The organism is Rosettibacter primus (assembly GCF_036860675.1).
GTDB lineage: Bacteria > Bacteroidota > Ignavibacteria > Ignavibacteriales > Melioribacteraceae > Rosettibacter > Rosettibacter primus.
In genome coordinates this window covers 14,650-39,423 of the sequence record NZ_JAYKGK010000015.1, presented here as the reverse complement: position 1 = coordinate 39,423, position 24,774 = coordinate 14,650, and the positions used below count along the sequence as shown (strand labels likewise).

General features: G+C 30.4%; 20 protein-coding genes. 10 read left to right on the top strand and 10 right to left on the bottom strand.

Annotation, left to right across the window (positions count from 1 at the left end):
- Nucleotides 1-33: 33 nt before the first annotated feature.
- Nucleotides 34-669, bottom strand: a complete 636-nt coding sequence (locus VJY32_RS13735; RefSeq protein WP_353678505.1) for a YceI family protein — start codon at nucleotides 667-669, stop codon at nucleotides 34-36.
- A gap of 184 nt (nucleotides 670-853) precedes the next feature.
- Between VJY32_RS13735 and VJY32_RS13730 the strand changes: the two genes are divergently transcribed.
- A complete protein-coding gene (locus tag VJY32_RS13730; protein WP_353678504.1) occupies nucleotides 854-2,035 on the top strand; it encodes an HDOD domain-containing protein in 1,182 nt (393 codons plus the stop codon).
- Here VJY32_RS13730 and VJY32_RS13725 read toward each other — a convergent pair.
- A complete protein-coding gene (locus VJY32_RS13725) occupies nucleotides 2,013-2,276 on the bottom strand; it encodes a hypothetical protein (protein ID WP_353678503.1) in 264 nt (87 codons plus the stop codon). The genes VJY32_RS13730 and VJY32_RS13725 overlap by 23 nt on opposite strands.
- A gap of 131 nt (nucleotides 2,277-2,407) precedes the next feature.
- On the opposite strand from VJY32_RS13725, the gene sucC reads away from it, so the two are divergent.
- From sucC to rfbA, 6 genes are all read left to right on the top strand, one after another.
- Nucleotides 2,408-3,628, top strand: coding sequence for an ADP-forming succinate--CoA ligase subunit beta (sucC, locus tag VJY32_RS13720; RefSeq protein ID WP_353678502.1), 1,221 nt, complete (start codon nucleotides 2,408-2,410; stop codon nucleotides 3,626-3,628).
- 76 nt (nucleotides 3,629-3,704) lie between these two features.
- Entirely contained in the window at nucleotides 3,705-4,076 is a 372-nt protein-coding gene (locus VJY32_RS13715; protein WP_353678501.1) for a hypothetical protein, read from the top strand.
- 66 nt (nucleotides 4,077-4,142) lie between these two features.
- Nucleotides 4,143-5,477 carry a cytochrome ubiquinol oxidase subunit I gene (locus VJY32_RS13710; RefSeq protein ID WP_353678500.1) on the top strand — a complete coding sequence of 445 codons (1,335 nt, stop codon included), beginning with the start codon at nucleotides 4,143-4,145 and terminating at the stop codon, nucleotides 5,475-5,477.
- Nucleotides 5,474-6,493, top strand: coding sequence for a cytochrome d ubiquinol oxidase subunit II (gene cydB, locus VJY32_RS13705; protein ID WP_353678499.1), 1,020 nt, complete (start codon nucleotides 5,474-5,476; stop codon nucleotides 6,491-6,493). The genes VJY32_RS13710 and cydB overlap by 4 nt, the downstream gene beginning before the upstream one ends.
- A gap of 80 nt (nucleotides 6,494-6,573) precedes the next feature.
- Nucleotides 6,574-7,341 (top strand): hypothetical protein, encoded by a 768-nt coding sequence (locus VJY32_RS13700; protein WP_353678498.1) that lies wholly within the window; start codon nucleotides 6,574-6,576, stop codon nucleotides 7,339-7,341.
- A gap of 15 nt (nucleotides 7,342-7,356) precedes the next feature.
- The gene (gene rfbA / locus VJY32_RS13695) at nucleotides 7,357-8,220 is read left to right on the top strand and encodes a glucose-1-phosphate thymidylyltransferase RfbA (RefSeq protein WP_353678497.1); all 864 of its coding nucleotides are present in this window, start codon (nucleotides 7,357-7,359) and stop codon (nucleotides 8,218-8,220) included.
- A 13-nt stretch (nucleotides 8,221-8,233) separates the two neighbouring features.
- On the opposite strand, the gene VJY32_RS13690 is transcribed toward rfbA, so the two are convergent.
- The 7 genes from VJY32_RS13690 to VJY32_RS13660 form a co-directional block, all read right to left on the bottom strand.
- Complete coding sequence (locus VJY32_RS13690; RefSeq protein WP_353678496.1) at nucleotides 8,234-8,698, bottom strand: YbhB/YbcL family Raf kinase inhibitor-like protein; 465 nt, start codon at nucleotides 8,696-8,698, stop codon at nucleotides 8,234-8,236.
- A gap of 70 nt (nucleotides 8,699-8,768) precedes the next feature.
- A complete protein-coding gene (locus VJY32_RS13685) occupies nucleotides 8,769-9,518 on the bottom strand; it encodes a cytidylate kinase-like family protein (RefSeq protein WP_353678495.1) in 750 nt (249 codons plus the stop codon).
- Nucleotides 9,519-9,672: 154 nt separating this feature from the next.
- Nucleotides 9,673-11,316 carry an amidase gene (locus VJY32_RS13680; RefSeq protein ID WP_353678494.1) on the bottom strand — a complete coding sequence of 548 codons (1,644 nt, stop codon included), beginning with the start codon at nucleotides 11,314-11,316 and terminating at the stop codon, nucleotides 9,673-9,675.
- 24 nt (nucleotides 11,317-11,340) lie between these two features.
- Nucleotides 11,341-14,565, bottom strand: a complete 3,225-nt coding sequence (locus VJY32_RS13675; RefSeq protein WP_353678493.1) for an alpha-mannosidase — start codon at nucleotides 14,563-14,565, stop codon at nucleotides 11,341-11,343.
- A 334-nt stretch (nucleotides 14,566-14,899) separates the two neighbouring features.
- Nucleotides 14,900-15,199 (bottom strand): hypothetical protein, encoded by a 300-nt coding sequence (locus VJY32_RS13670; protein ID WP_353678492.1) that lies wholly within the window; start codon nucleotides 15,197-15,199, stop codon nucleotides 14,900-14,902.
- Nucleotides 15,196-16,794 (bottom strand): sodium:solute symporter family protein, encoded by a 1,599-nt coding sequence (locus VJY32_RS13665; RefSeq protein WP_353678491.1) that lies wholly within the window; start codon nucleotides 16,792-16,794, stop codon nucleotides 15,196-15,198. Before VJY32_RS13665 ends, VJY32_RS13670 begins: the two co-directional genes overlap by 4 nt.
- A gap of 97 nt (nucleotides 16,795-16,891) precedes the next feature.
- Entirely contained in the window at nucleotides 16,892-19,972 is a 3,081-nt protein-coding gene (locus tag VJY32_RS13660; RefSeq protein WP_353678490.1) for a ligand-binding sensor domain-containing protein, read from the bottom strand.
- Nucleotides 19,973-20,097: 125 nt separating this feature from the next.
- Between VJY32_RS13660 and VJY32_RS13655 the strand changes: the two genes are divergently transcribed.
- Complete coding sequence (locus VJY32_RS13655; protein WP_353678489.1) at nucleotides 20,098-20,733, top strand: HAD family hydrolase; 636 nt, start codon at nucleotides 20,098-20,100, stop codon at nucleotides 20,731-20,733.
- A 79-nt stretch (nucleotides 20,734-20,812) separates the two neighbouring features.
- Here VJY32_RS13655 and VJY32_RS13650 read toward each other — a convergent pair whose 3' ends face one another.
- Nucleotides 20,813-21,640: a M23 family metallopeptidase gene (locus tag VJY32_RS13650; RefSeq protein ID WP_353678488.1), complete on the bottom strand. Its 828-nt coding sequence runs from the start codon at nucleotides 21,638-21,640 to the stop codon at nucleotides 20,813-20,815.
- A 91-nt stretch (nucleotides 21,641-21,731) separates the two neighbouring features.
- Between VJY32_RS13650 and VJY32_RS13645 the strand changes: the two genes are divergently transcribed.
- A complete protein-coding gene (locus VJY32_RS13645; RefSeq protein ID WP_353678487.1) occupies nucleotides 21,732-22,991 on the top strand; it encodes a toxin-antitoxin system YwqK family antitoxin in 1,260 nt (419 codons plus the stop codon).
- A 96-nt stretch (nucleotides 22,992-23,087) separates the two neighbouring features.
- Nucleotides 23,088-24,767, top strand: a complete 1,680-nt coding sequence (locus VJY32_RS13640; RefSeq protein ID WP_353678486.1) for a hypothetical protein — start codon at nucleotides 23,088-23,090, stop codon at nucleotides 24,765-24,767.
- Nucleotides 24,768-24,774: the final 7 nt, after the last annotated feature.

The following is a 24,774-nucleotide window of genomic DNA, read 5'->3' as shown; positions in this document are numbered from 1 at the left end:
TTTGTGTTTTAGCAATAATTCTTAATTAATTATTTATTTTTTATTAGAACCAACAATATTAACACTTACTTCAATTTCTTCTGCAACTTTATTTCCGATAATCTGATTTTCCACCTTAAAATCAGAAAGCTTGATATTAAATTTTCCGCGTATACCTAATAAATCACCTGGTGCTCTTTTTCGTGTATCCTCGTTTTCATCTAAATATGTAGCTTCAACATTTGCACTAATTTCTTTTGTAACACCGTGCATTGAAAAATTACCAATTACTTTGAAAGAAAGCTTATTATCAGCTAATTGTTTCACATCTGTTACAGATTTAATATCAAAAATTATGTCCGGGTATTTTTCTGCATCGAGCCAATTTTTACTTCTCAAATGCTTGTTCCTAAGCTCTATGCCAGTATTTATAGATGCAACTTTAACAATTACTTTGCCTCTTAAAGTATTTGCAAAATTTGCTACATCAAAAGTAACAGAACCTGATATACCATTTGCTGTACCTGTTATATCTTCCAGAGGAGTTGTGCTGAAAAAAGTGGCTTGATTTCTTCCACTTTCATCTTCAAAATAAAAGGTTTGAGTTCCGCTTGCCTTTACTTTGAAACCCTGGGCATTAATAATAAAATTTATAAAGAAAATAAATGATAATAGAAAATACTTTTTCATCCTAAATCCTAATTATTGTTTACAGCAAAACAGTTCAATAAACTATAAAGTTCAGAAGAAAAATAGAAGATAAGCAATGATGCACTGTGATAACTTAAATTATTTTTACTTTTTACGATAATAGAATAGAAAAATTAAATTTTGCCTATTCATCCTATAAATCAAATTCAAGCTTGAGGTAATGATGGAATATAATATTCTTTTCATAGATAATAATCTGGAAAATTGTAAAGAAACTTTTGCTCCATTTTTCAATAATTATCATAGTTTTTTTGTAAGCAGTAGTAACGAAGCACTTTTTATATTAAAAAATATTAATATAGATGTTTGTTTGATTAATTATGACATAAAACAACCATCCGCTGCAGAAATCTTATCAAGAATAAAGAAAAGCTACCCTGAAATTGTTCGAATAATATTTTCAGATAAAAATCATGAAGAATTTTCTATTAGGTCCTTCAATTTAGCCCATCAATTTTTAGCAATTCCAGATAATATTGAAACAATTAAAGAAAAAATTGAAATCCCGCTTATACTTAAAAATTTAATTCGGAATGAAGACACACTAAAAAAACTAAATGGTGAAGATGGTATTCCTGCCTTACCAGAATTGTATTACAAGATTGAAAAAGAAATATTTTCTCCTGATACATCAATTCATCGAGTAATAAATTTAATCTCAAAAGATATTGCATTAACTACAAAAATATTTCAACTAGCAAATTCTGCTTACTTTGGGGTTGCAGCAAAAATAACTGATATTTACCAAGCAGTAAATATATTAGGCTTGAACATAATCAAATCTGTAATACTATATACAAAAGTATTTTCTCTCTTAGAAAAGAAACCTGAATTAAAAGAAATAATAGAATCCATATGGAATCATAGCTTAGTTGTAAGCAATATTTCTCACAAACTTGCCTCGCATTTTACAGGAAAAAGAGAAACAGCCGAAGAATCTTATATTGCCGGAATTCTGCATGATATCGGAAAGATAATCATCTTGAATATGATAAATAAAAATCCGTATTTCATGAAGCATGAAATAAAGAATGCTTATTTAGATGATGAAGCAGCAAAAAATATTCTGGGAGCAACTCACTCCGAAATTGGTGCTTATGCATTAGCTTTGTGGGGTTTTCCTAAGCGTATAATAGATGCTGTTTTGTTACACCACTCAACACCAATTATACAGGAAGATTTTTCAACTTCTACAATAATACAAATAAGCAATAAATTGGCAAATATTGAAGGTATTGATTCCATAATATATGATACAATTTATTCAAGTGAATCTCTTATTGAATTGCTAAATTCTTATGATGAAAAAACACGAACTAGTTCTATAAATTCTTCTTTTCCCTAAAAAGATAAATTAATAATACCCCGGTTATTATACTAAAAAGACTTAATAATAGACTTAAATCAAGTCCCCATACAAATTTATCTACCCATTTTCTTTCTGTCCAGCCAAATAATTCATCTTTAGTTTCAATCATTACCTGAGTTTTTGTAAAAATTTCTCCACCATAGATGATCCAGATAACAAATGAAATAATAATTATAGATAAGAAAACATATAACACTATTTTTTGCTTTCTATTCATAATGCTTGCCTAAAATTTTTATATTTAACAAAAAGATTCTCATATAAATTCACTAAATTGAATCTGTAAAAGAAATGACTTAATTTTTCATAAGAGAATTAAATCATAGATTTACTAATAAGGGAATTATTATGAAAATTCACGAATTTCAAGCCAAAGAATTACTGAAAAAATATGATGTCCCAATTCAGGATGGCATTCCTATAAAAAATATTTCTGAATTTGATGATGCTATTGCCAAGCTTCAATCTCGAGGAATAAATCAGTTTGTAGTAAAATCACAAATTCATGCTGGAGGGAGAGGAAAAGGAAAAATCTATAATCCGAATAATAAAGAGGAATTAATCTTAGAAGGTGGAGTAAAATTTACTACATCTGTTGAGAAAGCGAAAGAATATGCCTCAAAGATGTTAGGAAATCTTTTAGTTACTCATCAAACTGGTCCTGAAGGCAGAATTGTTAAAACGGTTTTTATTGCTGAAGGTTTAGATTACAAAAAAGAACTTTATCTTGGAATACTACTCGACCGGAGTGTTTCAAAAAATGTAATTATGGCATCAACTGAAGGAGGAGTTGAAATTGAAAAAGTAGCAGAAGAAACCCCAGAAAAAATTCTAAAAGTTTGGATTGACCCAGCAGTAGGATTGCAACCTTATCAAGCAAGAGAACTATCTTTTGGACTTCAACTCAATGGAACAGCATTTAAGAACTTTATTGCTTTCTTAATGAAATTATATAAAGCTTATGAGGAAACTGATGCTTCACTCTTAGAAATAAATCCATTAATTATTACAAATGATGACCGTATAGTTGCACTCGATGCTAAAATGAATTTTGATGATAATGCACTCTATCGTCATCCAGAAATTGCTGCTTATCGGGATTTGGATGAAGAAGAACCACTTGAAATAGAAGCTTCAAAATACAATCTTAATTACATCAAACTTGATGGAAATGTAGGCTGTATGGTAAATGGGGCAGGACTTGCAATGGCTACAATGGATATTATAAAATTAGCCGGAGGTGAACCAGCAAACTTTTTAGATGTTGGCGGAACTGCAAACAAAGAAACTGTTGCTAATGGATTTAAGATTATTCTTTCAGACCCAAATGTTAAAGCAATACTAATTAATATTTTTGGTGGAATTGTTCGATGCGACAGGGTTGCTCAAGGCGTAATTGATGCAGTAAAAGAAATTAATGTTACAATTCCTGTTGTAATCCGTCTTGAAGGTACAAATGCAGAACTTGCAAAAGAAATGCTTGAAAATTCCGGACTTAACTTTGAAGTTGCTTCTTCATTAAAAGAAGCAGCATATAAAGTAACTTCTATTCTTTCACAAAAAAATTAACAATTATGGTGTTTGAACTATTAATAAAATCTTCTGGTTACTATTAGAAATAAAATCCATCAAATGGAATTAATTTATGATTGAAATTAGAATAACAATTGAAGCCATCATTTCAATTTTGATAGAAAAGATGAAAATTGAATTAAGGCAAAGGCAAAGATGTGGATTAATTCCAATTGGATTACGGCTTGAAGATCTTAGTTACAATCAATTAATAAAAATTGTAGAAGCTTCTATATTCGATACACTCTTTATGCTCCCCATAGATTTAGTCCTGATGGAATCAAATATTGCACAATTAATTACTGAAGCAGTTAAATCACTATCCAGAATTCTTAAGAAAGAAGAATTTTCAATATTCAATAAAAGACAAACTCAAAAAATCATTAATAGAGTAACAAAGTTTTTAGCTGAATCTACAAAAACTGATAACTTTAAAAATAACTGATTATTCTTGCGACTCATTTTATTAGATAAAATACAAACAGCACATAAATAAAATTGGGGATTTAATATGGATGCACTATTATTAGCCCGATTACAATTTGCATTAACTATTGGGTTCCATTTTATATTTCCTCCTTTGAGTATTGGTCTTGCTTGGCTTCTTGTAATTATTGAAGCACTTGGCTGGAAAAGAAATGATGAGTCGTATGTAAAGCTCGGAAATTTTTTCGGGAAAATACTTGGATTGATTTTCGCTATGGGTGTTGCTACTGGAGTTGTAATGGAATTTCAATTTGGAACAAATTGGGCAGAATATTCAAAATTTGTGGGTGATATTTTTGGAGCTCCTCTTGCTGCAGAAGGCATTTTTGCTTTTTTTCTCGAATCAACTTTTTTAGGATTATATATTTTTGGAAGAAACCGTGTTTCAAAAGGTGTTCACTGGTTTTCAATCTTAATGGTTGCAGTTGGTGCAACAATTTCAGCATTCTGGATTCTTGTTGCAAATTCATGGCAACAAACTCCAGCTGGTTATATAATTAGAAATGGAAGAGCTGAGCTTACAGATTTTTGGGCAGCTGTATTTAATCCATCAACTCTTCCTCGCTTTTTTCATACTTTTGATGCATCATTAATCTCGGGTGCATTTTTAATGATTGGAATTTCTGCATATTTGATATTGAATGGCAAAGAAACAGAAACTGCAAAGAAGTCAATGAAATTAGCTTTGATTTTTGGTCTCATTGTCTCTCTCCTGGAAGTATTTCCATTTGGACATGAACATGGAAGACAAGTAGCAAGAACTCAACCAGAAAAGTTTGCTGCCATTCAAGGTTTGTATACAACACAAAGTGGAGCACCTTTAGCTATTTTTGCTGTACCTGTAGAACATCCACCCGAACTAAAAGCACCTATAGAAATTCCAGGTTTGTTAAGCTGGTTAGCATTTGGAGATATAAATGCTGAAATAAAGGGTATTAATGAATTCCCCAAAGATGAAATTCCACCATTGTTTCTAACATTTGTTTCTTATCATAATATGGTATTACTCGGAATGTATTTCATTTTTATTACTGCTTTAGGAACATATTTCTTATGGAAGAAAAAATTATGGGATAAAAAGAAACTTCTCAAAATTTATATTTGGTCTATTCCACTCCCTGTAATTGCATGCCAGCTTGGATGGATTGCAGCAGAAGTTGGTAGACAACCATGGATTGTTTATAAATTACTTAAAACAAGTGAAGCTGCTTCAATTACTGTGAGTGCTGGTGAAATTTTGTTCTCAATTATTCTTTTTGGAATAATCTATTTACTTCTTTTTGCCCTTTTCTTATTTGTACTTATTAGAAAAATTAAACATGGACCAGAACCAATTAATCCAAAGGAGGCAACTATATGATAGACCTCAACACAATCTGGTTTATTTTAATCAGTATATTAATAATTGGTTATTCTATTCTTGATGGATTCGATTTGGGTGTTGGAATAATCCATTTATTTACAAAAGACGAAAACGAAAAAAGAATAAACATAAATGCCATTGGACCTGTATGGGATGGAAATGAAGTATGGCTTATAACAGCAGGCGGAGCCCTATTTGCAGCTTTTCCAGTAGTTTATGCAACTGTATTCAGTTCATTCTATCTTGCATTAATGATTTTACTTACAGCACTTATACTTCGTGCCGTTTCATTTGAATTCAGAGGGAAAATAATTTCGGATACTTATAAAAAAATCTGGGATAATGCTTTTGGAATCGGAAGTTTATTAATTGCTGTTTTATTAAGTGTTGCTTATGGAAATATTCTTAAAGGAATTCCTATTAATGAATACGGAATTTATTCTGGCACATTTTTAAGTCTACTTAATCCATATGCATTAATTATTGGATTGACAGGAGTATCGCTATTTATAATGCATGGTGCAATTTATATGACAATGAAAACTGAAGGCAAACAACTTCAAAGAATGATTAAATGGGCAACAGGTGGCTGGATGACATTTATTGTTCTTTATATCATTGCAACATTTTTTACATTTTTCTATTCAAGTTATTTATTTGAAGGAATGAACAAAAACTATTTATTCTGGATATTGTTTTTGCTTCTTCTTGTATCATTATTCTATATTCCCTTTGGATTAAAAAGTCAAAAATATTTTCTAACTTTTTTAGCATCTTCACTTACTATAGCTTCAGCATTCGGTATTAGTGCAGTGAGTTTATATCCTCGCTTAGTGCCATCAAGTATTGATTTGAACTTTAGTTTAACAGCTTATAACGCCTCTTCTTCACAATATACATTGAACACAATGTTAATTATAGCATTAATTGGAATGCCAATAGTTATTGCGTATACAATATTTATTTATAGAGTTTTTAAAGGCAAAGTTATTATATCAAAAGACAGTTACTAAAACTTTGTGCCCGAATTAAATAATATTCGGGCACATTACTTTTATAAAAAATTATCACTTCAGTAATCATCGTAATATAAATGAGGGGAAAATTAGTCTATTCAATTGTATCATTAATTCTTCTTCTGAGCACAATAAAAATATTTTCACAAGAAATAATTTATTGCAAAGCGGTAACCGAAAACGGTGAGCCGATAGGAATTATTTCAAACAGAAAAATAGATGTGAATAGCAAAATCTATATTTTGATTAAAATCAACGAGCTATTAATTACCGAAAACATCAATCTTTTAATAGAAAAAATTAACAAAAACAATAAGCAAAATATTTTTTCTGCATCTATAAAATTCAATAACCAAAAAAACTGGGCAGCTTATGAATACAGCTTTAAGCAGGAAGGAATATATTCTATAAGTCTTGTAAATAATAAAGAGGAAAAAATTTCTACTAATTTTCTGCTGGTCGAAAATTCTCAAAATAATTTCATTGGCATAAATAATTCTGAAATATTTCCAAACTCAAAAATAATATTTTGTGAAAAGGTTATTGGAAATAAGCCTGTCAATATCATTGAAAAAATTTCACTTCATAAAAGTAGAGAAGTAATTATCTATTTTATTAATAATCGCCCATTTAACACAGATATAATTCAAGTAAGAATTTGGAAAAAGAAAAATATAAATTCACCGTATGAAGATTTTGTTGATTCAAAAAAATTCAAAATTGAACCAGAATGGTATGATACTTATTTCAAATATCAATTTAACTCCGAAGGTTATTACAGATTAGATATATTTAACGATAAAGAATTATTATTAAAAAGAGCTTATATTAATGTTGAAAAATAATCATAAGAGGTATAAATGAAAGGAATTGTTCTTGCAGGTGGTTCAGGTACAAGAATGTATCCTATTTCAAAAGTTTATAGCAAGCAGTTAACATTAATTTATGATAAGCCATTAATTTATTATCCAATGTCTGTGTTAATGCTTGGAGGAATAAGAGAAATATTAATTATATCAAATTCAGAGACAATACCATTATATCAAAAATTGTTTGAAGATGGTTCACATCTTGGATTAAAAATAGATTATGAAATTCAAGCAGCACCAAATGGAATTGCAGAATCTTTTATTATTGGAGAAAAATTTATTGGACAAGATTCAGTCACTCTAATTTTAGGCGACAATATTTTTTACGGCAAACTTGATTTCTTTTATAAAGCATTAAGAAATAATAAAAAAGGTGCAACTATCTTTGCATATCAAGTAAATGACCCTCAACGTTATGGAATAATTGAATTTGACTCAACAGGAAAAGCTATAAGTATTGAAGAAAAACCAAAACAGCCTAAATCTAATTTTGCTGTTCCAGGTCTATATGTTTATGATAATAAAGTAGTAGACATAGCTAAAAATTTAAAACCCTCAGCAAGAGGTGAACTTGAAATTACAGATGTAAATAGAACTTATCTTGAATTAGGTGAACTTCATGTTGAAAGAATTGGAAGAGGAGTAGCCTGGCTTGACACAGGTACTCCTGAATCTTTATTAAAAGCTTCTCAGTTTTTCGGAGTTATTGAAGACAGACAGGGATTGAAAGTCGCTTGTCTTGAAGAAATAGCATATCAAAAAGGATTCATTACAAAAGCACAGCTCGAAAATGTAATAGCAAATATTCCAAAATCTCTATACAGAGATTATCTTGAAAAAATTTTGGATGAATAATTTTTAAGAACAATCATCTTTTTCTTTGATATTTACCAATAAGTTGAGCTTGAGCCAAAATGTGTCCTTGCATTGCATCGAGCAGCTGCCTTTTTGTTGCACCTTCTTTTAATGATAATATATTATCAAGAGCATAAAGCTTAAAAAAATATCTATGGACACCTGAAGGTGGGCAGGGACCTCCATAACCTTTTTTATTCCAGTCATTCAAACCTTCAAGTGTTCCTTTTGGCAATAATTTTTTATTTGAAGCAGCTTCTTTTAATTCTTTTGTTTCTGGTGGAATGTTATAAACAATCCAGTGAACCCAATCTCCAACTGGTGCATCCGGGTCATCATTTATCAAAGCAAGCGATTTTGTTCCATCTGGAATTTCGCTCCAACTCAGTGGAGGTGAAATATTTTCTCCATCGCATGTATATTTTGATGGAATCATCTCCCCATCTTTAAATGCAGATGAAGTAATTTGTAATTTCATTTTACTCTCCTCGCTAATAAATAGTATTAAAACAAAAAACACTATTAGTTTTGTTTTCATACTATCAAACTCAATCATTTACAATTGTCATTTTGCTTTTAGTAAAAAATTTTGGGAATCTGCGAATTACACATTGCCCTATCATCTCTGCAATTTCTTCAGTCTTAAGGTAATTTGTATTAATTACTACATGATACAATAGTGGGTCTTCAATATCTTTATGAAAATATTTCCAGATATAATTTTTACGAGCCTCATCTTCACCTTTAATAAAATCGGCTGCAGTTTTATAATCAATGTTATAAAGTCTGCATGCATTTTCAATTCTATAATTTAATGGTGCAACTAGACGAATATGAAAAGTATTGGGTCTTTTAGCCGTAATTATATTCGCTCCTCTGCCAACAATAATTACATTGCCATAGTCAGCAAGCTTTAAGATGGTCTGTGATATTTTATGAAGCAACAAAAGTTTGTTTGGATTAATACCAAGTATTTCTCCAAACCAAGTTTCAATCTTTGGGGGCTTTTCTTCATCAAGATACTTTCTAAAGTGTTCAGGCAGATTATGGTCTGCCATAATTTTTTCAATTAATTCTCTATCAAAATAAGTCCAATCATCATATCCTTCAATTGCCCTGCTGTTAAAATATTCTGTTAATTTTTCACAAATTGCTACTGCCCCAATTCCAGTTTGTCGCGATAAAGTTATTGTTGGTCCGGGATTTAATTTTCTCTTCTGTGCTTTTGCTTCCTCAGATGCTTCATAATGTTTCTCGATATAGACGCGGGCTTTTTCGTAAGCACTCAAGACTTTCATATTCACCTCCAATAAATTTGAGTAATGGAGGAAAGGAATATTCTAACTGTAATAAGGTTTCTATATAAATGTAACAAAAAGAAATTTTAATGTGAATGAAAATTTCCCCCTCATCAAAATATTTTATATTAAATAAGAGAGGGGGTCTTATAAATTATTTAAATTCTGAAGGATGATATTTGTGAAAATCTGTTACCGACTGAAAAGCTTTTGCAAGTGAAATTAATTTTGCCTCATCAAATAGATTACCTATAAATGTGAAACTTGTAGGAGTTCCATTTTTCGAAAAGCCATTTGGTACTACAACACATGGATGACCTGTTAAATTAGTGGTTAACAAATTATTTCCTTTCCATGAAGGTGATATGTAAACATCAACTTTATCAAATATTTTCTTCATTTCCTGAATTAACATGTAACGAATTCTATTTGCATTTATATATTCTACAGCAGGAATAAATCTTGCTGCACGAAATACATTAGGCCATGCATTTTTAATTTGCCTTTTTAATAAATCATCTTGATTGGAGCGAGTAAGTTCATCAAAAGCTGCAGCAGCTTCTGCTGAAAGAATAAAAGCTAAATCTTCAGTTGAAATGTATGGAAGTTCAATCGGTATTAACTCTACACCAAGTTCTTTAAGCTTTCTTAGTGCAAGAGAATCATTTTTATGAAATGGATAATCACTATCAAAATCACTTTTTAAATATCCTATTTTCAGTTTTTTCAAATTAATTTCTGGTTTATAGTTGAATGATGCATCATAAAGAGTCTGGTCAATTCCATCGCTTCCTCTAATTGCATCAAATACAATTGCAAGGTCTTCTGCATATCTGCAAATAACTCCAATTTTATCCATAGACCAGCTTAATGCCATTGCACCTGTTCGACTTACTCTTCCATAAGTTGGCCGTAAACCTGTAACACCACAAACAGTAGATGGTGATACAATAGAGCCCCATGTCTCTGTACCAATTGCAAAAGGAATTAATCCTGCTGAAACAGAAGCAGCAGAGCCTGCCGACGAACCACTTGAACCTTTTGTTGTGTCCCATGGATTGCGAGTTGTTCCGCCAAACCATACATCTCCCCATGCTAAAGCTCCCATTGAAAGCTTAGCGACAAGAACTGCACCTGCGTTATGTAATTTTTTTATTACTGTTGCATCTTCATCTATGATTTGATTTTGATAAGGTTCTGCACCCCATGTTGTTGGATATTTTTTTGTTGTAAGTAAATCCTTGACACCATATGGAATACCATGCAATAACCCTCTGTATTTCCCTTTCGCAATTTCTTCATCAGCTTTCTTTGCCTCTTCAAGAGCTCTTTCTTCAGTAAGGTTGACAACACTGTAAAGTTTTGGACCATATTTTTTTAACCTTTCTAGAAAGAATTTTGTAAGCTGTGTTGAAGTAATTTTTCTTGTTTTTATTAAATATGCAAGTTCACCAATTGAATAAAATGCAAGGTCATCAAAATTTTCTGGAAGTTTTGCATAACTATAATCACTGTAATGAATAGGTTTTTGGTTATTGTCAATTTTAACTCCAACAGGAATTGGATTAAAAAGAATTGCTGGCGGTATGCTGTTATCAATCTTAATTTTTCTAATATTCATATAATTGTTTAACTGTTCATTTAATGCATCAAGCATTGAATCTCTTTCTGCTTCTGTAAATTCTAGACCAAGTATTTTCTCAGCATTAGCTACATTCTCTTTTGTAATTTTTTCCTGTGCAATTACATTACACTTAAGAAATAATAAAAGAAACAAAGTTATAACGATTCTTTTCATATTAAATTTCTCCGCTATAAAAAATTATAATAAAACTACTTTTAATACTTTGATTGAATTTTTCCTCAACTGAAATTTTACTGAATTTTTTTCAACTAAAATTTCTTTTACATTTTCTTCCAAAAAGTTTGATTCATAAACTTTAGATGGAGTAAAAGGTAATGTTAAGTTACATTCAGAATCTTTACCTGATGACTCATAGATTGTTAAAATTAATTCTCGTGGATTTTCTTCAGCATTTTTAATAGAAGTCAGAATTGCATTTCCGGGCATAACTTGAATGAAAGAATGCTCAACTGGTAAACTGCCTTCATGTATATCTTCAATGATATAAAGAAGAGGATAATTAAATTCGTAACCTTTATGAACTGTTTCACTTTCTTCTACTCTCTTTTGATGAGGATAAATTGAATATTCAAAAGAATGATTTCCTCTGTCAGCAGTTGGGTCGGGCCACTTTGGAGATCGAAGCAGCGATAATCTCATAACATTTCCTTTAGTATCATAACCATATTTTGATTTATTCAGTAATGCTATTCCAAAATTTTCGTCAGATAAATCTGCCCATTTCTGAGCATTTACTTCCCACTTGCCTTTGTCAAATTGAGATTTCAGTGTAGTCGAGCGCTTTATCATTCCAAATGGAATTTCATAAGTTGCTAAAGTATCATAAACATTTAACGGGAAAGATACTTTTAGCATTGTTTTATCTTCCCACCATTCTACATCTGTTTTAAAATCAATCCTATCTATTCCATTATATAAAATTATATCCTGCACAAAGAATGAATTTGGAAAATCTTCTGTAGGAAATTCTTTTACCACACCAGGTTTCAAATAATCTCGATAGCATCTTAAAATTTTTCTTACTGGACCATCTTCCATTAATTCTGTTCTGCGAAATTTTGATGGGTATTCAACACCTGTCAAACCAATATTCCATGCATCCCATGCCGAAGGTTTATCTTCCAGCAATTGAAGTTTGTTTGCTTCTCCAGAAATTAATTCCTTATTGAATCTTTTATCAAAAATGTTGCTAATCCATCCAGTCTGAGGATTAATTTTTACCTTGAAGAAATTATTTTCAATTTCATAAACATTTTTTTCTGGCAAGTATGATTTAAAGTTATTTTCATTTTTTTCTGTGCGAATAATGTAAGTTTTATAACCAAGTGCAGGAACATTTCTTGCAATAAAAATTACTTCTCTTCTAAGGTCATCTTTTTGAATAACTTGCGAAGAAATTTCATTCCCCTCAGTATCAAAAATTTTATAATGATTTTTATCACCTAATTCGAGTTCAATCTTTACTACATCATCACGCTGCCATAATAATGAATTGAACACAATTAAAGCTTTACCATCTTTTATTGAAGAAGTGTTTACTTTTTTTGCAATATTTTTTAATGATTTAATGAGTGCAAAATTTCCAAGTTCAAAAGATTTTCTGTAATCCAGTTCGGCATCAATATAAATTTCTCTAATTCCAGAACCTGGGAGTATATCATGAAACTGATTAAACAAAACATTTTTCCATGCTTCATTAATCAAACTATGAAAATCATTATCGCCAATAATTGTTGATATTGCAGAAAATTTTTCTGCATTTGTTAAAAGCACTTCACTTTCACGATTCCACTTTTTAATATTTGATTGTGTTGTTGCCGTTCCTCTGTGATATTCAAGATAAAGTTCATCATTCCAGACAGGAAGCTTTCTTAAATCTTGTTTGCGAATCCAATCTATATAACTTTGTGCATTATTAAATTCAATTTGAGGATAGATAAATAAATTTTTTAACTGGTCAATTCTTGCCATCATTTCAAGCGAAGGACCGCCGCCATGATCTCCTACTCCAAATAGAATCAGAAGTTTTGTCAATCCTGTATTTGCTTCAAATTGTCTTAACCAATCAACAAGTTGAAATGGATTATCAATAGTGTTCACATAATTGAATGGGAAGTAAGTTAAAATTTTAGAACCATCCGGAGATTGCCACCAGAATAGCCGATATGGAAAAACATTTGTATCGTTCCAGCCAAGTTTTTGAGTAATAAATGCATCAAGACCTCCAAGCAGCATTAATTGTGGTAAATTCCAGTTATAACCAAATGAATCAGGATTCCATCCAATTCGAGCATTAATTCCAAAATTATCCTTAAAGAATTTTTGACCAAATAATAATTGACGCGCCCATGAATCACCCCCCGGTAAATTACAATCAGGTTCTACCCACATACCTCCAGATATTTCCCATCTTCCAGAATTAACATAATTTTTGATTTGATTGAACAAATCTGGATAATCTTTTTTCATCCATTCATACAATGCTGCTTGACTTTGCGTATAAGTAAAATCAGAACGTGCATTGAACATGTTTATTACTGCTGAAAAAGTTCTCTTTGCTACTTCTTCAGTTTCTTTTTTTCTCCACAACCATGCAGCATCAATATGTGCATTTGAAGTAAATTGAAGTGTATATCTTTTAACAAATTCTTGTATTGGTTTTAATTTTTTTAATGCTTGATTGACTGAAGAGACAAAATTTGTTGTATCGCCATATTCCAATCCATCGACTTTAATTTCAAATGCAATTTGCTGAAGTAGATTATTTAACTTTTGCTTTTCTTTTTTATCAGCTTTTGACAAATCAATCTTTGGGTCTACTTTAACTCTTTCATTTGTTTGATAAGTATCAAAGCTTAAGAATTTTTGTGCAACTTTAAAGCTAAGAGAAAGATTTTGAATTAATTTTTGTAAAGAAGTTTGTTTTTCAAAACTCAACTTTGCATTAATTAATCTAAGTGGTCCGCCTGTATTGATTGCTTTAATTAGAACGACAATTTTTTCTCCGGGAAGTGTTTTACCTGTTAAATCAATACCTGCATCCCATATAAATTTTCCTTTATATTCACCACTAATCCAGATAAAACTATAATCATCAACTGTTGCAAAAAATTTCAAGCTATCTTTAACCTGAGTCCCTGCAATGTAAGATGGGATTTCAATAACTTTTCTAAACCAGCATGAATCGAGCTGGAGACGTTCATTGAGTGTTGCTGATTTCCAATCTGAATCATTAAATTCAATTTTTGATAATTCATCAGGAGAAAAAGTAAAATTGGTTGAATATTTCCAGTCATTAAATCTACTCTCGGCAATTAAATCTAATTTTTCTATTAGTTTATCAACATTACTTTGTGCAAGCAAGGAAGAATAAATTAAAAAGAATAAAAAAAATCTTTTCATGATGTTCTCCAGAAAATATTTAAAAATATGTCACGCCAAGACACAAAACTGCAATTTAAATTTGCAGCTTTGCACCTTAGCGTGAATTTCTACTCAATAATTCTTATTTAGAAAATTTTTTATAAAGCAGCCAGGTAAAAAATATAGAGATTGCAAGAATGATTGCAGGAAAAATTACTCCTAAAATTGGGCTGCCAATTCTCTGAGATTGTTCAATCAATAAAATCATTTTTCACCTTTCTTTGAGTGTTTGTTGTGAGAATACCAGGCTAAAATAAGTCCAAGAAAAGAAGCCACATAGGCAATTGACATTCCAATTACCATAGCCAATCCTTTATCCATTTAATTCCTCCCAGCGTGCTTGACGCTCTAATTTTTCAAGATATTCATGTTGTTTCTTTTCATATTCACTTGAAATAACCTTAAGCTTCGGGTCAATAATCCAGTGCATAAGCCATACTAAAAAAATTCCTACAGCTAAAGTTATAAATCCCCATAAGTTCAACAGAAAAGTTCCTACTGTGCCAACCATTAAAAGTATATAACAGATTGGTGATAAAATTACAGCAAACCAATCTTCCTTATGCCATTCATCTGCTTCCCATGGCGTCCAGGTTCTTCTTATAAAACTCATTTATTACCTCCATTATTATTTACAACATGAGCCAATAGACCAAGTTTTTGAGCTTCTCTTTTTACTGGTCCCCACCAACCTATTGGTCTTGCCTGAACATAATATTTTACAAGATGTTCCATTGGTTCAGGTTTAGTCAATAGAGTAACTGGAATAAAAATGACAGCCCCAAGCAACATTAAAAGCCAGAATTGTTGATAATCAGCTAACTGAGGAATAACACCCCAGTGAGGTAATATCCAAACTACAAGCCAGCTAAGTCCAAGATTAGCAATCCAAGCAGATAAATATCCCCATGCATTAAAGCGCCACCATACAACCTGCAAAATATTGGGCAGCCAAATTCCCGCCGCCATCAGCCATAAAGCAAAAATTAACCATGAAGTTATATCTTCCATCATTAATCCATAGAAAAATGAACCAAGTAATAAAATTAATGTTGCTAATCTGCCAACCCAAACAAGTTCTTTTTCAGATGCAGTTGGTTTGAAATAATGCAAATAAAGGTCGCGTGTAAAATACATTGCACCTAAATTTAAGTGTGATGCTATAGTAGAAACGTGAATTGCAATTAAAGCAGCAAAGAAAAATCCAATTAATCCTGTAGGCAGATACTCAAATCCTAATCTAAGCCAGCCCAATTCATATTCTGATTGAGAAGAGATATTGGGAAACATAACAAAAAAAGCTAAAATTGCAGCAGCCCAGATTGCATTACGTGTTAAGACAAGAGCTGTTCCCCACCAGATGCTGTAACTTGCATCTCTTACAGATTTTGCACTTTGAATTCTCTGAGCTTCTACGTACCAATCTATGCTGGTTCCCATTCCAAATCCGCCAAGAATTGCAATTACCATCATTGTAACAAACCAGGCAACTGGAAAATCTCCTTCAAACCAGCCTGTAAATGCAAATGGATTTAATCGCCATGATTGACCCATAGCAATTAATTTGTTCTGAATTTGAATGGGTCCGCCCGCAGCAATTATTCCCCAGATAGATACAAGTAAAATCATTAAGAAAGCAATTATTCCCTGTTGAAAATCTGCCATTATAACACCCCAATAACCAGCTGCGAGAACATAAATTGCACATAAAGAAGAAAATACAACAAGACCAATCCATAAATCCCAGCCAAAGAGATAATTACAAATTTTTCCCATTGCAATACCAACCCATCCGAGAATAAACATATTCATGAAAACCTGCCAGCCAGAAATCCACCCTCTTAACATTTCTGCTCCAAGTCCATGAAATCTGATTGTGTTCCATTCGGCTTGAGTGTAAGCAAGAGAACGTCTGAATATTCTTGTTGAAACAAAAGCACTTATAGCACACCATGCAGAAAAGAAAGTATACCATAGTCCTGCAACACCATACTTGTAAATAACTCCTGTAACCCAGATAGGTGTATCAGTCGCTGTGTGGGTAGCATATACAGATGAAGCTGGTAACCACCAGGGCAATCCTCGTCCAGCAAGAAAAAAATCTGCTTCTGAACGTTTCCCCAACCGATAAAATGCTACTCCAAGACTAATTGTTACCAGCAGAAATGCTACTACCCAGAACCAATCAAGGAATTGAAAAGTTACCATATGTTCTCCTGAAAAATTGATAGAAATTTTTATGTTGATATGAAATTATGGAGAGCAAATTTTGAAATCAATAAAAAAATTTGAATGTGATTAGAATTTATCTTGCTTTTTGTAATGTCAAATAAACTGATGTGCCTTCATTAATTTTACTTTCTATCCAGAGATTCCCCCCATTTTGTTCAATATGTTCCTTGCATAATACTAAACCCAAACCGGTTCCTTTTTCTCCTGCTGTTCCTACTTTTGTAAATTTTGTATCAAGTAAAAATATTTTTTCTATCTCATCTTCACTCATTCCAATGCCATTGTCTTTAATACAAACTTTTACTTCATTTTCGTTTTCTTTTGCAGAAATAATTATCTCCCCTTTCGTATATGAAAATTTAATTGCATTCGAAATTAAGTTTAATAGAACAGAATCAATAGAAGTTTTATCGGCATATACATTAATTCTTTCTGCATCAATAATAAACTCAATTTCTTTTTGATGCGCATTCGATTCAAGTAATGAGACAACACTTTTTATGCTTTCATATAAATTAAAAATCTCGAGTTTATATTCCATTCTGTTTGTTTGTATACGTGACCACTCCAATAAATTTTCAATCAAATTATATAAAGTTATTGAAGAATTCTTTATTTGAATCAACATATCATCTAATTCTTCAGACGATAATTCATTTCTGTTATTATATAAAAATTCCGAGATAGATGAGATTGAATGTATTGGATTTCTTAAATCGTGAGATATTATTGAAAAGAATTTGTCTTTTGTCTTATTTGCTTTTTCAAGTTCATCTGCATATTTCTTTAATTCATCTGTTCTTGATTTTACCATTTCTTCCAATTTCTGAGTTAATTTTTCCTGCTTGCTTACGCGCCATTTCACATATAAAAATATTAACGACAGAAGTACAACAGGTGATAAAATCTTAAATCCTAAAGTTTGATAAAAATAAGGAGGAATAACAATTTTAACTGATGATTCCTGATTATTCCATTCATATTTATAATTCGAAACTTTGACACGAAATTTATATTCACCCGGTTCTAAATTGTAATAATAAACTATTCTTCTGTTCCTAACTTCATGCCATTCTTTTTCATATCCTTCCAGAATATATTTCACTTTTAGCTTAAAAGGCTGAATGTAAGAAGCAACAATATAATCAAACCTTAGTATGTTTGTCCCTGAAGGAGCTTTAACTTCTGAAGAAACTTCCACCGGTTCAAAATTACACAAGATTCTTGTTACATAAACAGGCGGAAAGTAATTACTCGCTTTCAATTTTTTTGGATTAACAAATGTAATTCCATCTATAGTAGCAAACCAGAAATTTCCTTTAGAATCTTTTAATACTGTTCCCTGAAAACCACCATTGCATTCAGAATTTTTAAGTCCATCATTTTTATTAAATATTTCCGTGTTAATCTCAGTAATTTTTCCTGAAATAAATTTTTCAAACTCATATTTCGAAACTCGAAATATTCCATTATTAAAACCGCACCAGAAATTTCCTTCGTCATCTTCAAGTATGGTTTGTACTTCATTTGTTGGCAAGCCGTCTTTTTTAGTAATCTTATAAAATTTATTCCCGTCAAAACGCAATATTCCACTTCCGCTTGTAGTAACCCAAACAATTCCTCTTGAATCGAGATGAATAAAATAAATTATATCGCTGGGCATTCCATTTTCTTCATTGAAGTATTGATAATTTATTCCATCAAATATTGCTAAGCCCTGTCCAATTGTTCCTAAGAACAAATTTCCTTTTTTATCTTCTGCAATGAATCTTATTCTTAATGTCGAAGATTTTTCGTCATTGCTTAAATTAATAAGTTCACCTGATTTTAAATGATATAATCCGCCATTTCCGCTTCCAATCAAAAGTCTATTTTTCGAATCAACAAATAATGCTGAAATAGAAAAATTACAATTTTTGATTTTCGTTAGAATTCCATTCTTAAATAAATACAAGCCTGCTCTTGTCCCTATCCATATAGAGTCATTTTGTGCTACAATTGTTTGAATATTTGAATTCTCTTCTTTTCTTAAAAAGTAATTTTTTACTTCTCTACCTTTTATTATGGATAAATAATTATTATTCGACGCAATCCATATTCCTTCTTTGTTTTGAGTAACTGCTCTAATAAATTTTTCCTTCAAACCTTCTTCCAGAGAAAAAGTTGTAAAATTACCATCTCTCATTCGGTAAATTCCATTGTTATAACTTCCTATCCATAAATTATCTTCTCTATCAATAAATAAATCAAGAAGCAAATTCATTTCTAAGTTTTTATCGAGTGAATAAAATTCAGTTCTGGAATCAATAACTCTGCATAAACCTTTTTGAGTTGCGAGATACAAAATCCCTTTATCATCAAGAATATCCATTATCTGAATATTCAATAGGTTCTCTTTAATAGGAAACCCTTCTACTTTATTGTTAACTATCAAATCTAATCCTTTATCTGTTCCAACTAATAATTTTTCATTTTTCAAAAAGAGCGAGCGGACATAATTACTTAGCAAACCTTTTTTTGTATCGATTACCGAAACTTTATAATTATCTTTTTCAGCTGTATCGATAATTACCACACCAGAGCTTGCAGTGGCTAAATAAATTTTACCATTTCTATCCCCAATTATTTTATAGATGGTTTCACTATTCAAGAATTTTTCTTTTGTAAACTTCTTTATCTTTCCATTTTCAATGATGCTCAATCCTTCAGAAGTTCCAACCCAGATTCGTCCGCTCTCATCTTCATACAAAGAACGAATAATATTACTTATCAATCCATCTTTTGTTGTATATAATCTTGACTGTTTTTGAGAATATTTTAATAATCCATCAAAAGTACCAACCCACAAATTTCCTGCATTATCTTCCATTAAAGTTACTACTAATGAAGATTTCATTTCAGGAACAACATCTGGATTGTATACAATAAATCTAAACCCATCAAATTTTACAAATCCTTCTTCTGTCCCAAACCAAATATATCCATCTCTTGTTTGAATTATGCTGTAAGCTGAATTTTGAGGCAAGCCTTGTTCTGTTGTCCAATTATTCAGTACATGCTGCGTTAAATATTTTTCAGGATTTAAAACCTGCCCATAAAAAATTTGATAGGAAATAAAGAAGATTAAAAACCAATATTGTTTGAATATTTTCAAAATAATTAGCCCTTATAATTCAAAAGCTACTATATTCCAAAATTATTATCGAAATAAAAATAATAATGTTTAGTTTATATAAAAATAATTTTAAAGTAATTTTGTTTTGTTTAATTGGGGTTTTTATGGAAATTAAAAAATATAAGCACATAATTTGGGATTGGAATGGAACAATTTTTAATGATGTTGAACTTGGAATTGAAATAATTAATAAACTTTTATCTGAGCGTGGGTTAAAAACAATTACCATTGATGAATATCGAAATTTTTTCACAATTCCAGTTAAAGATTATTACATAAAACTTGGTTTCGACTTTGAAAAAGAAAGTTTTGAAATCATTGGCAGATTATGGATTGAAGAATACGAAAAAAGAAAATATGAATGTTTACTTTATGATGGAATTATTGAAATTCTTGAAAAAATTAACGGAATAGGGATAGAACAATCAATTCTTTCTGCTTATTCCCTGCACACACTCGAAGAAATGATAAATTATTTTAACCTGAGAAAATATTTCAAATATATTGTTGGATTGGATAATATATATGCAGCAAGCAAATTACATCTTGGAATTGATTTAATGAAAAAACTCGGAAACGGAAAAGGCGAAACTTTATTAATAGGAGATACACTACATGATTATGAAGTTGCATCTGAAATTGGAGCTGACTGTATTCTGGTTGCTAATGGTCATCAAAGCAAAAATATACTTTTGGTGAGCGGGACGAAAGTCATAGACAATATTTTAGAATTGTTGTAATTGATGATTGTAAGTTGCAGGTTAAAGATTCTATAATTTATTTAATTTACTAACAATAAATTAGTCTTTAATCTACAAATTATTCAATTTCTTTTATTTCAAGTAAACTCATCGGGTCAATTCTTTTATTATACCATTTTACTCCTAAATGAAGATGCGGACCTGTTGAGCGACCAGTAGAACCTGCAAGACCTATCACTTCTCCCTTTTTAACTTTGTCACCGTTTTTAACAAATACTTTGCTTAGATGAAGATAAATACTGCTTAATCCCTGCCCATGATTAAGCAATACAAAATTTCCATTGAAATAAAAATTTTCTTCTGCCAATTGAACTATGCCATCAGATATTGCATAAATTGAATCACCTTCATTTGCTGCAAAGTCAACTCCATTGTGAATGTTCGCTAATTTTCTGTTTAAAATTCTTTGGCTTCCAAATACTCCCGTAATTTTTATAGTATCAACAGGATATACAAATCCCGAAGAAAACATTGCGGATTTAAGTATTCCAATTTTTGAATAAGCATCTTTAATTATCTTTGCTTCTTTTTCAATTCTTGATAACTCCTTTTTAGGGGGGGTCACATATTTTTTTTGCACTGTTAATTTTTGCACTTCGTATAATCTTTTTTCAATGTCATATTCATACTTAGATATTTCCCCATTTTTCAATTCTACTTTTAAAATGAATTTACCTTTTGCATCTCTATCAAAACCAAATACAAAAATCCCTTTTTTATCAACTGTTAATTTTTTGTTGTTAAGCCATGCTGCTTTAACATTTTCTCCTTTGCCAATTATTATTCCTCCAGCTTGTGGTTCTCCATAAAATTTTATTTCCTGTGAATAAATTCTTGATGAAAAAATTAAAAGAAAAATTATATACTTCTTAATTAAAGAATTCATCTATTGCCTTTCATTATTATTTTAGGTGATAATGTTATTTTTACAAATGTATAAAAACTTTTATGTAATTTCGCAAAAAAAATATGGGCATATGATTAAAAAAATTTTTCTGTTCATTCTGATAACTTCAATTATAATTTTTTCTCAGGAAATTAAACGAGAATATTATAAAAATGGCAAATTGAAATCGGAAGGAACTTATGTTAATGGAGTTAGACACGGAATTTATAGAGAATATTATGAAAACGGGAAACTCTGGAAAGAATGGAACTTTGTTAATGGTAAAGAAGAAGGCATTTCAACCTGGTATTTTGAAGACGGCACAAAAAGTATGGAATGGCATTATCACAATGGAAAACTTGAAGGCACATCAAAATGGTATTATGAAACTGGAGAACTTTGGGCGGAACCAAATTATGTAAACGATGTTCAGGAAGGTTTCAGCAAAACTTATTACAAAAGTGGAGCACTTCAGGCAATCTGGAATTATCACAATGGGAAATTAAATGGTGTCTCAAAAATATTTTATGAAAATGGTCAAGTTGAAGTAGAAAGAAATTATGTTGATGATAAATTAGAAGGAATAAGCAGAGTTTATTATGAATTTGGCGGCATTGCACTCGAAGCAAATTTTAAGAATGATCGACTTGATGGCAACTCATATTTTTATTATCCAGATGGCTCAATAAAAGTAATTGATACTTATTCAAATGGACAAATTGTAAAACGTATTAGATACGATATTGGCGGAAAGTTCGATAAAATAGAAGAGAGTTTCAGCGAATATTATGATGAAGGAACTATAAAGGCAGAACTCAACTTCAAAGAAGGCAAAAAGCATGGTATAATAATTAATTATTATAAAAGCGGATTTGTTCAATCTATACTTAATTATTATGAAGATAAATTAGAAGGTGAATGCAAATTTTTTTATGATGGAGGTGTATTATCAGAAATTACTTTTTATAAAAATGGGCTGAAAAATGGTTTATCAATTAAGTTCAATAATAAAGGAATTAAAATTTCCGAAGATTTCTATTCAGATGATTTGCTCGAAGGAAAATCCAAAACTTTTTATGAAACAGGTGAACTTAAATGCGAAAGAAATTTCAAAAACGGGAAATTAGACGGTGTTGTTATCTCATATTATAAAGATGGAAAAATAAAAGCAGAAGAAAATTATCGTAACGGTTTAAAGGAAGGAATTTCAAGATGGTATTATCAAAATGGTAATATTTCCGACTTTATGATTTTCAAAAATAATTTACTTAATGGCAAATGTTATTCATACAATGAAGATGGAATTGTTATCAAAGAGTTAAATTATAAAGACGGAGAAATTGCAGAATGATTCGGTTTAAAAATTCTGTAAAAATAAAAAGCTATTTTTAATAAAGTTTATTATCTTTAATAAAAAGATTAAATAATTCATGGAGGGAGCATATTAATGTCTCTTTTCTCATCTAAGTCAAAAGTAGATATGCAAAAGTTAAAAGAAGAGAACGATGAACTAAAAAATACCCTCCATGCTTTCATGCAGAAGTATACAAATTTAAGTGAAATTGACTCCAAAATTAATTTTGCTAGAAAAGAACTGAATGAACTAAAAAATCAAGAAGAAGAACTTAGAAAAAACATTTCATTACTTGAATCAGAACTTTCACTTAAAAAGAAAAGTCTTGAGAATTTATCTAAAGAAATCGAAGAATTAGAAGAAATAAAAACAAGCCTCGAAGCTAAATCAATAGAGAATCGTGAATTATCAGAAAATTTATTTTACACTGAAAAAAATGATAAAGCGTATGAGGAACTATTAACCAAGTACAATGAACTTTCTGAAGCTTATAAAAAACTGAATGATGAATATCTCGAATTACAAAATAATTTTAATAACCTTAGAGAAGAGAAAGAAGTATTTAGAAATGATTTCTCATTAGAATCAGAGATTGAAATCAACAAATTAACAGAGATAAAGGATGAATTAATAAACAAAATTGAACAGCTTAAATCTGAAGAATCACAACGAAATTCCTTATTAAAAAGTCTTGAAGAAAAAATAATTGTATCCGAAGAGATAAAAACAAATCTTGAACAATCATTAAGTCTGCTTGTCAATCAACTTTCTGAAAAGGAAAAAATATATACAGAATTTATTTATAACAGAGATGCACTGCTCGAAGAATTAAGACAGATAGAAAAGCAGCACGATGAGTATGAGTATAAAATCAACTTTAACAAAGAACAAATTGAAAAATTAGAATCAGAAATTCAGGAATTAACAGAAAAAAAGAATAATCTTATTGATGAAATAAAAAATTTTGAATCAGTCAAAAATGATTTACAGGAAAGACTATTAATTCTAAAAAAAGACGAAGAAAAATTAAATGACATATTAACATCTCAGAAAAATGCAATTAATGATTATGAAAAAAGAAAATTCGAAATTGAAAAATCTATTTTAGAAATAGAAAGCAAGATATCTAACACACTAATAAAGTTTACAGAAGAAATTAATTCATCTCAAAACAAATTAAATTCACTAAAGCAAGAAATACTTGAGAAAGAGAGAAAAATTGTAGAAAAAGAACAAATACTGCTTGAAAAAGCTGGCCAGATGGCTGAATATGAAGGAAAGATTAAAGTACTCTGGAAAGAAAAAGATTCTATTGAAGAATCAATTTCGATGCTAAAAGAAGAACAGCAAGAATTAAACGAGGAAATCGTAAGTCTGAAAGATTATTTTAACAAACAAAAATCATTTCTTGAAGAACTGAAATCTGAAACTCATTTGCTCTTGAGCAAAAAAGATTCTCTTGAAAAAGAAATTAAACAATTACTAAAACAGGCGAACGAAAGTTATTCTGCACTGGATGAAAGCAAATATCATATTACTCAGGACATTATTCAAAGTCAGCAGGAACTTGATAATTTGAAAAATCAAATAAGTTCATTGAGAGAAGAATTAAGAATTCTTAAAATGGAAAGAGCAAATGAAGAAATACGAAAAGAGGAATACACAGCAAAAATTTCAGAATTGATTGCAATGGAAAATAATCTTAAATACAAAATTTCTGAACATGAAAAACAAATTGCAGCTCTTCAACAGCAAATTGAAAAACTATCATAAAAATTTT

Excerpts from the sequence above, each read along its gene's own strand:
- VJY32_RS13735 (WP_353678505.1), bottom strand. The coding sequence starts at position 669 with ATGAAAAAGTATTTTCTATTATCATTTATTTTCTTTATAAATTTTATT.
- VJY32_RS13730 (WP_353678504.1), top strand. The coding sequence starts at position 854 with ATGGAATATAATATTCTTTTCATAGATAATAATCTGGAAAATTGTAAA.
- VJY32_RS13725 (WP_353678503.1), bottom strand. The coding sequence starts at position 2,276 with ATGAATAGAAAGCAAAAAATAGTGTTATATGTTTTCTTATCTATAATT.
- sucC (WP_353678502.1), top strand. The coding sequence starts at position 2,408 with ATGAAAATTCACGAATTTCAAGCCAAAGAATTACTGAAAAAATATGAT.
- VJY32_RS13715 (WP_353678501.1), top strand. The coding sequence starts at position 3,705 with ATGATTGAAATTAGAATAACAATTGAAGCCATCATTTCAATTTTGATA.
- VJY32_RS13710 (WP_353678500.1), top strand. The coding sequence starts at position 4,143 with ATGGATGCACTATTATTAGCCCGATTACAATTTGCATTAACTATTGGG.
- cydB (WP_353678499.1), top strand. The coding sequence starts at position 5,474 with ATGATAGACCTCAACACAATCTGGTTTATTTTAATCAGTATATTAATA.
- VJY32_RS13700 (WP_353678498.1), top strand. The coding sequence starts at position 6,574 with ATGAGGGGAAAATTAGTCTATTCAATTGTATCATTAATTCTTCTTCTG.
- rfbA (WP_353678497.1), top strand. The coding sequence starts at position 7,357 with ATGAAAGGAATTGTTCTTGCAGGTGGTTCAGGTACAAGAATGTATCCT.
- VJY32_RS13690 (WP_353678496.1), bottom strand. The coding sequence starts at position 8,698 with ATGAAATTACAAATTACTTCATCTGCATTTAAAGATGGGGAGATGATT.
- VJY32_RS13685 (WP_353678495.1), bottom strand. The coding sequence starts at position 9,518 with ATGAAAGTCTTGAGTGCTTACGAAAAAGCCCGCGTCTATATCGAGAAA.
- VJY32_RS13680 (WP_353678494.1), bottom strand. The coding sequence starts at position 11,316 with ATGAAAAGAATCGTTATAACTTTGTTTCTTTTATTATTTCTTAAGTGT.
- VJY32_RS13675 (WP_353678493.1), bottom strand. The coding sequence starts at position 14,565 with ATGAAAAGATTTTTTTTATTCTTTTTAATTTATTCTTCCTTGCTTGCA.
- VJY32_RS13670 (WP_353678492.1), bottom strand. The coding sequence starts at position 15,199 with ATGAGTTTTATAAGAAGAACCTGGACGCCATGGGAAGCAGATGAATGG.
- VJY32_RS13665 (WP_353678491.1), bottom strand. The coding sequence starts at position 16,794 with ATGGTAACTTTTCAATTCCTTGATTGGTTCTGGGTAGTAGCATTTCTG.
- VJY32_RS13655 (WP_353678489.1), top strand. The coding sequence starts at position 20,098 with ATGGAAATTAAAAAATATAAGCACATAATTTGGGATTGGAATGGAACA.
- VJY32_RS13650 (WP_353678488.1), bottom strand. The coding sequence starts at position 21,640 with ATGAATTCTTTAATTAAGAAGTATATAATTTTTCTTTTAATTTTTTCA.
- VJY32_RS13645 (WP_353678487.1), top strand. The coding sequence starts at position 21,732 with ATGATTAAAAAAATTTTTCTGTTCATTCTGATAACTTCAATTATAATT.
- VJY32_RS13640 (WP_353678486.1), top strand. The coding sequence starts at position 23,088 with ATGTCTCTTTTCTCATCTAAGTCAAAAGTAGATATGCAAAAGTTAAAA.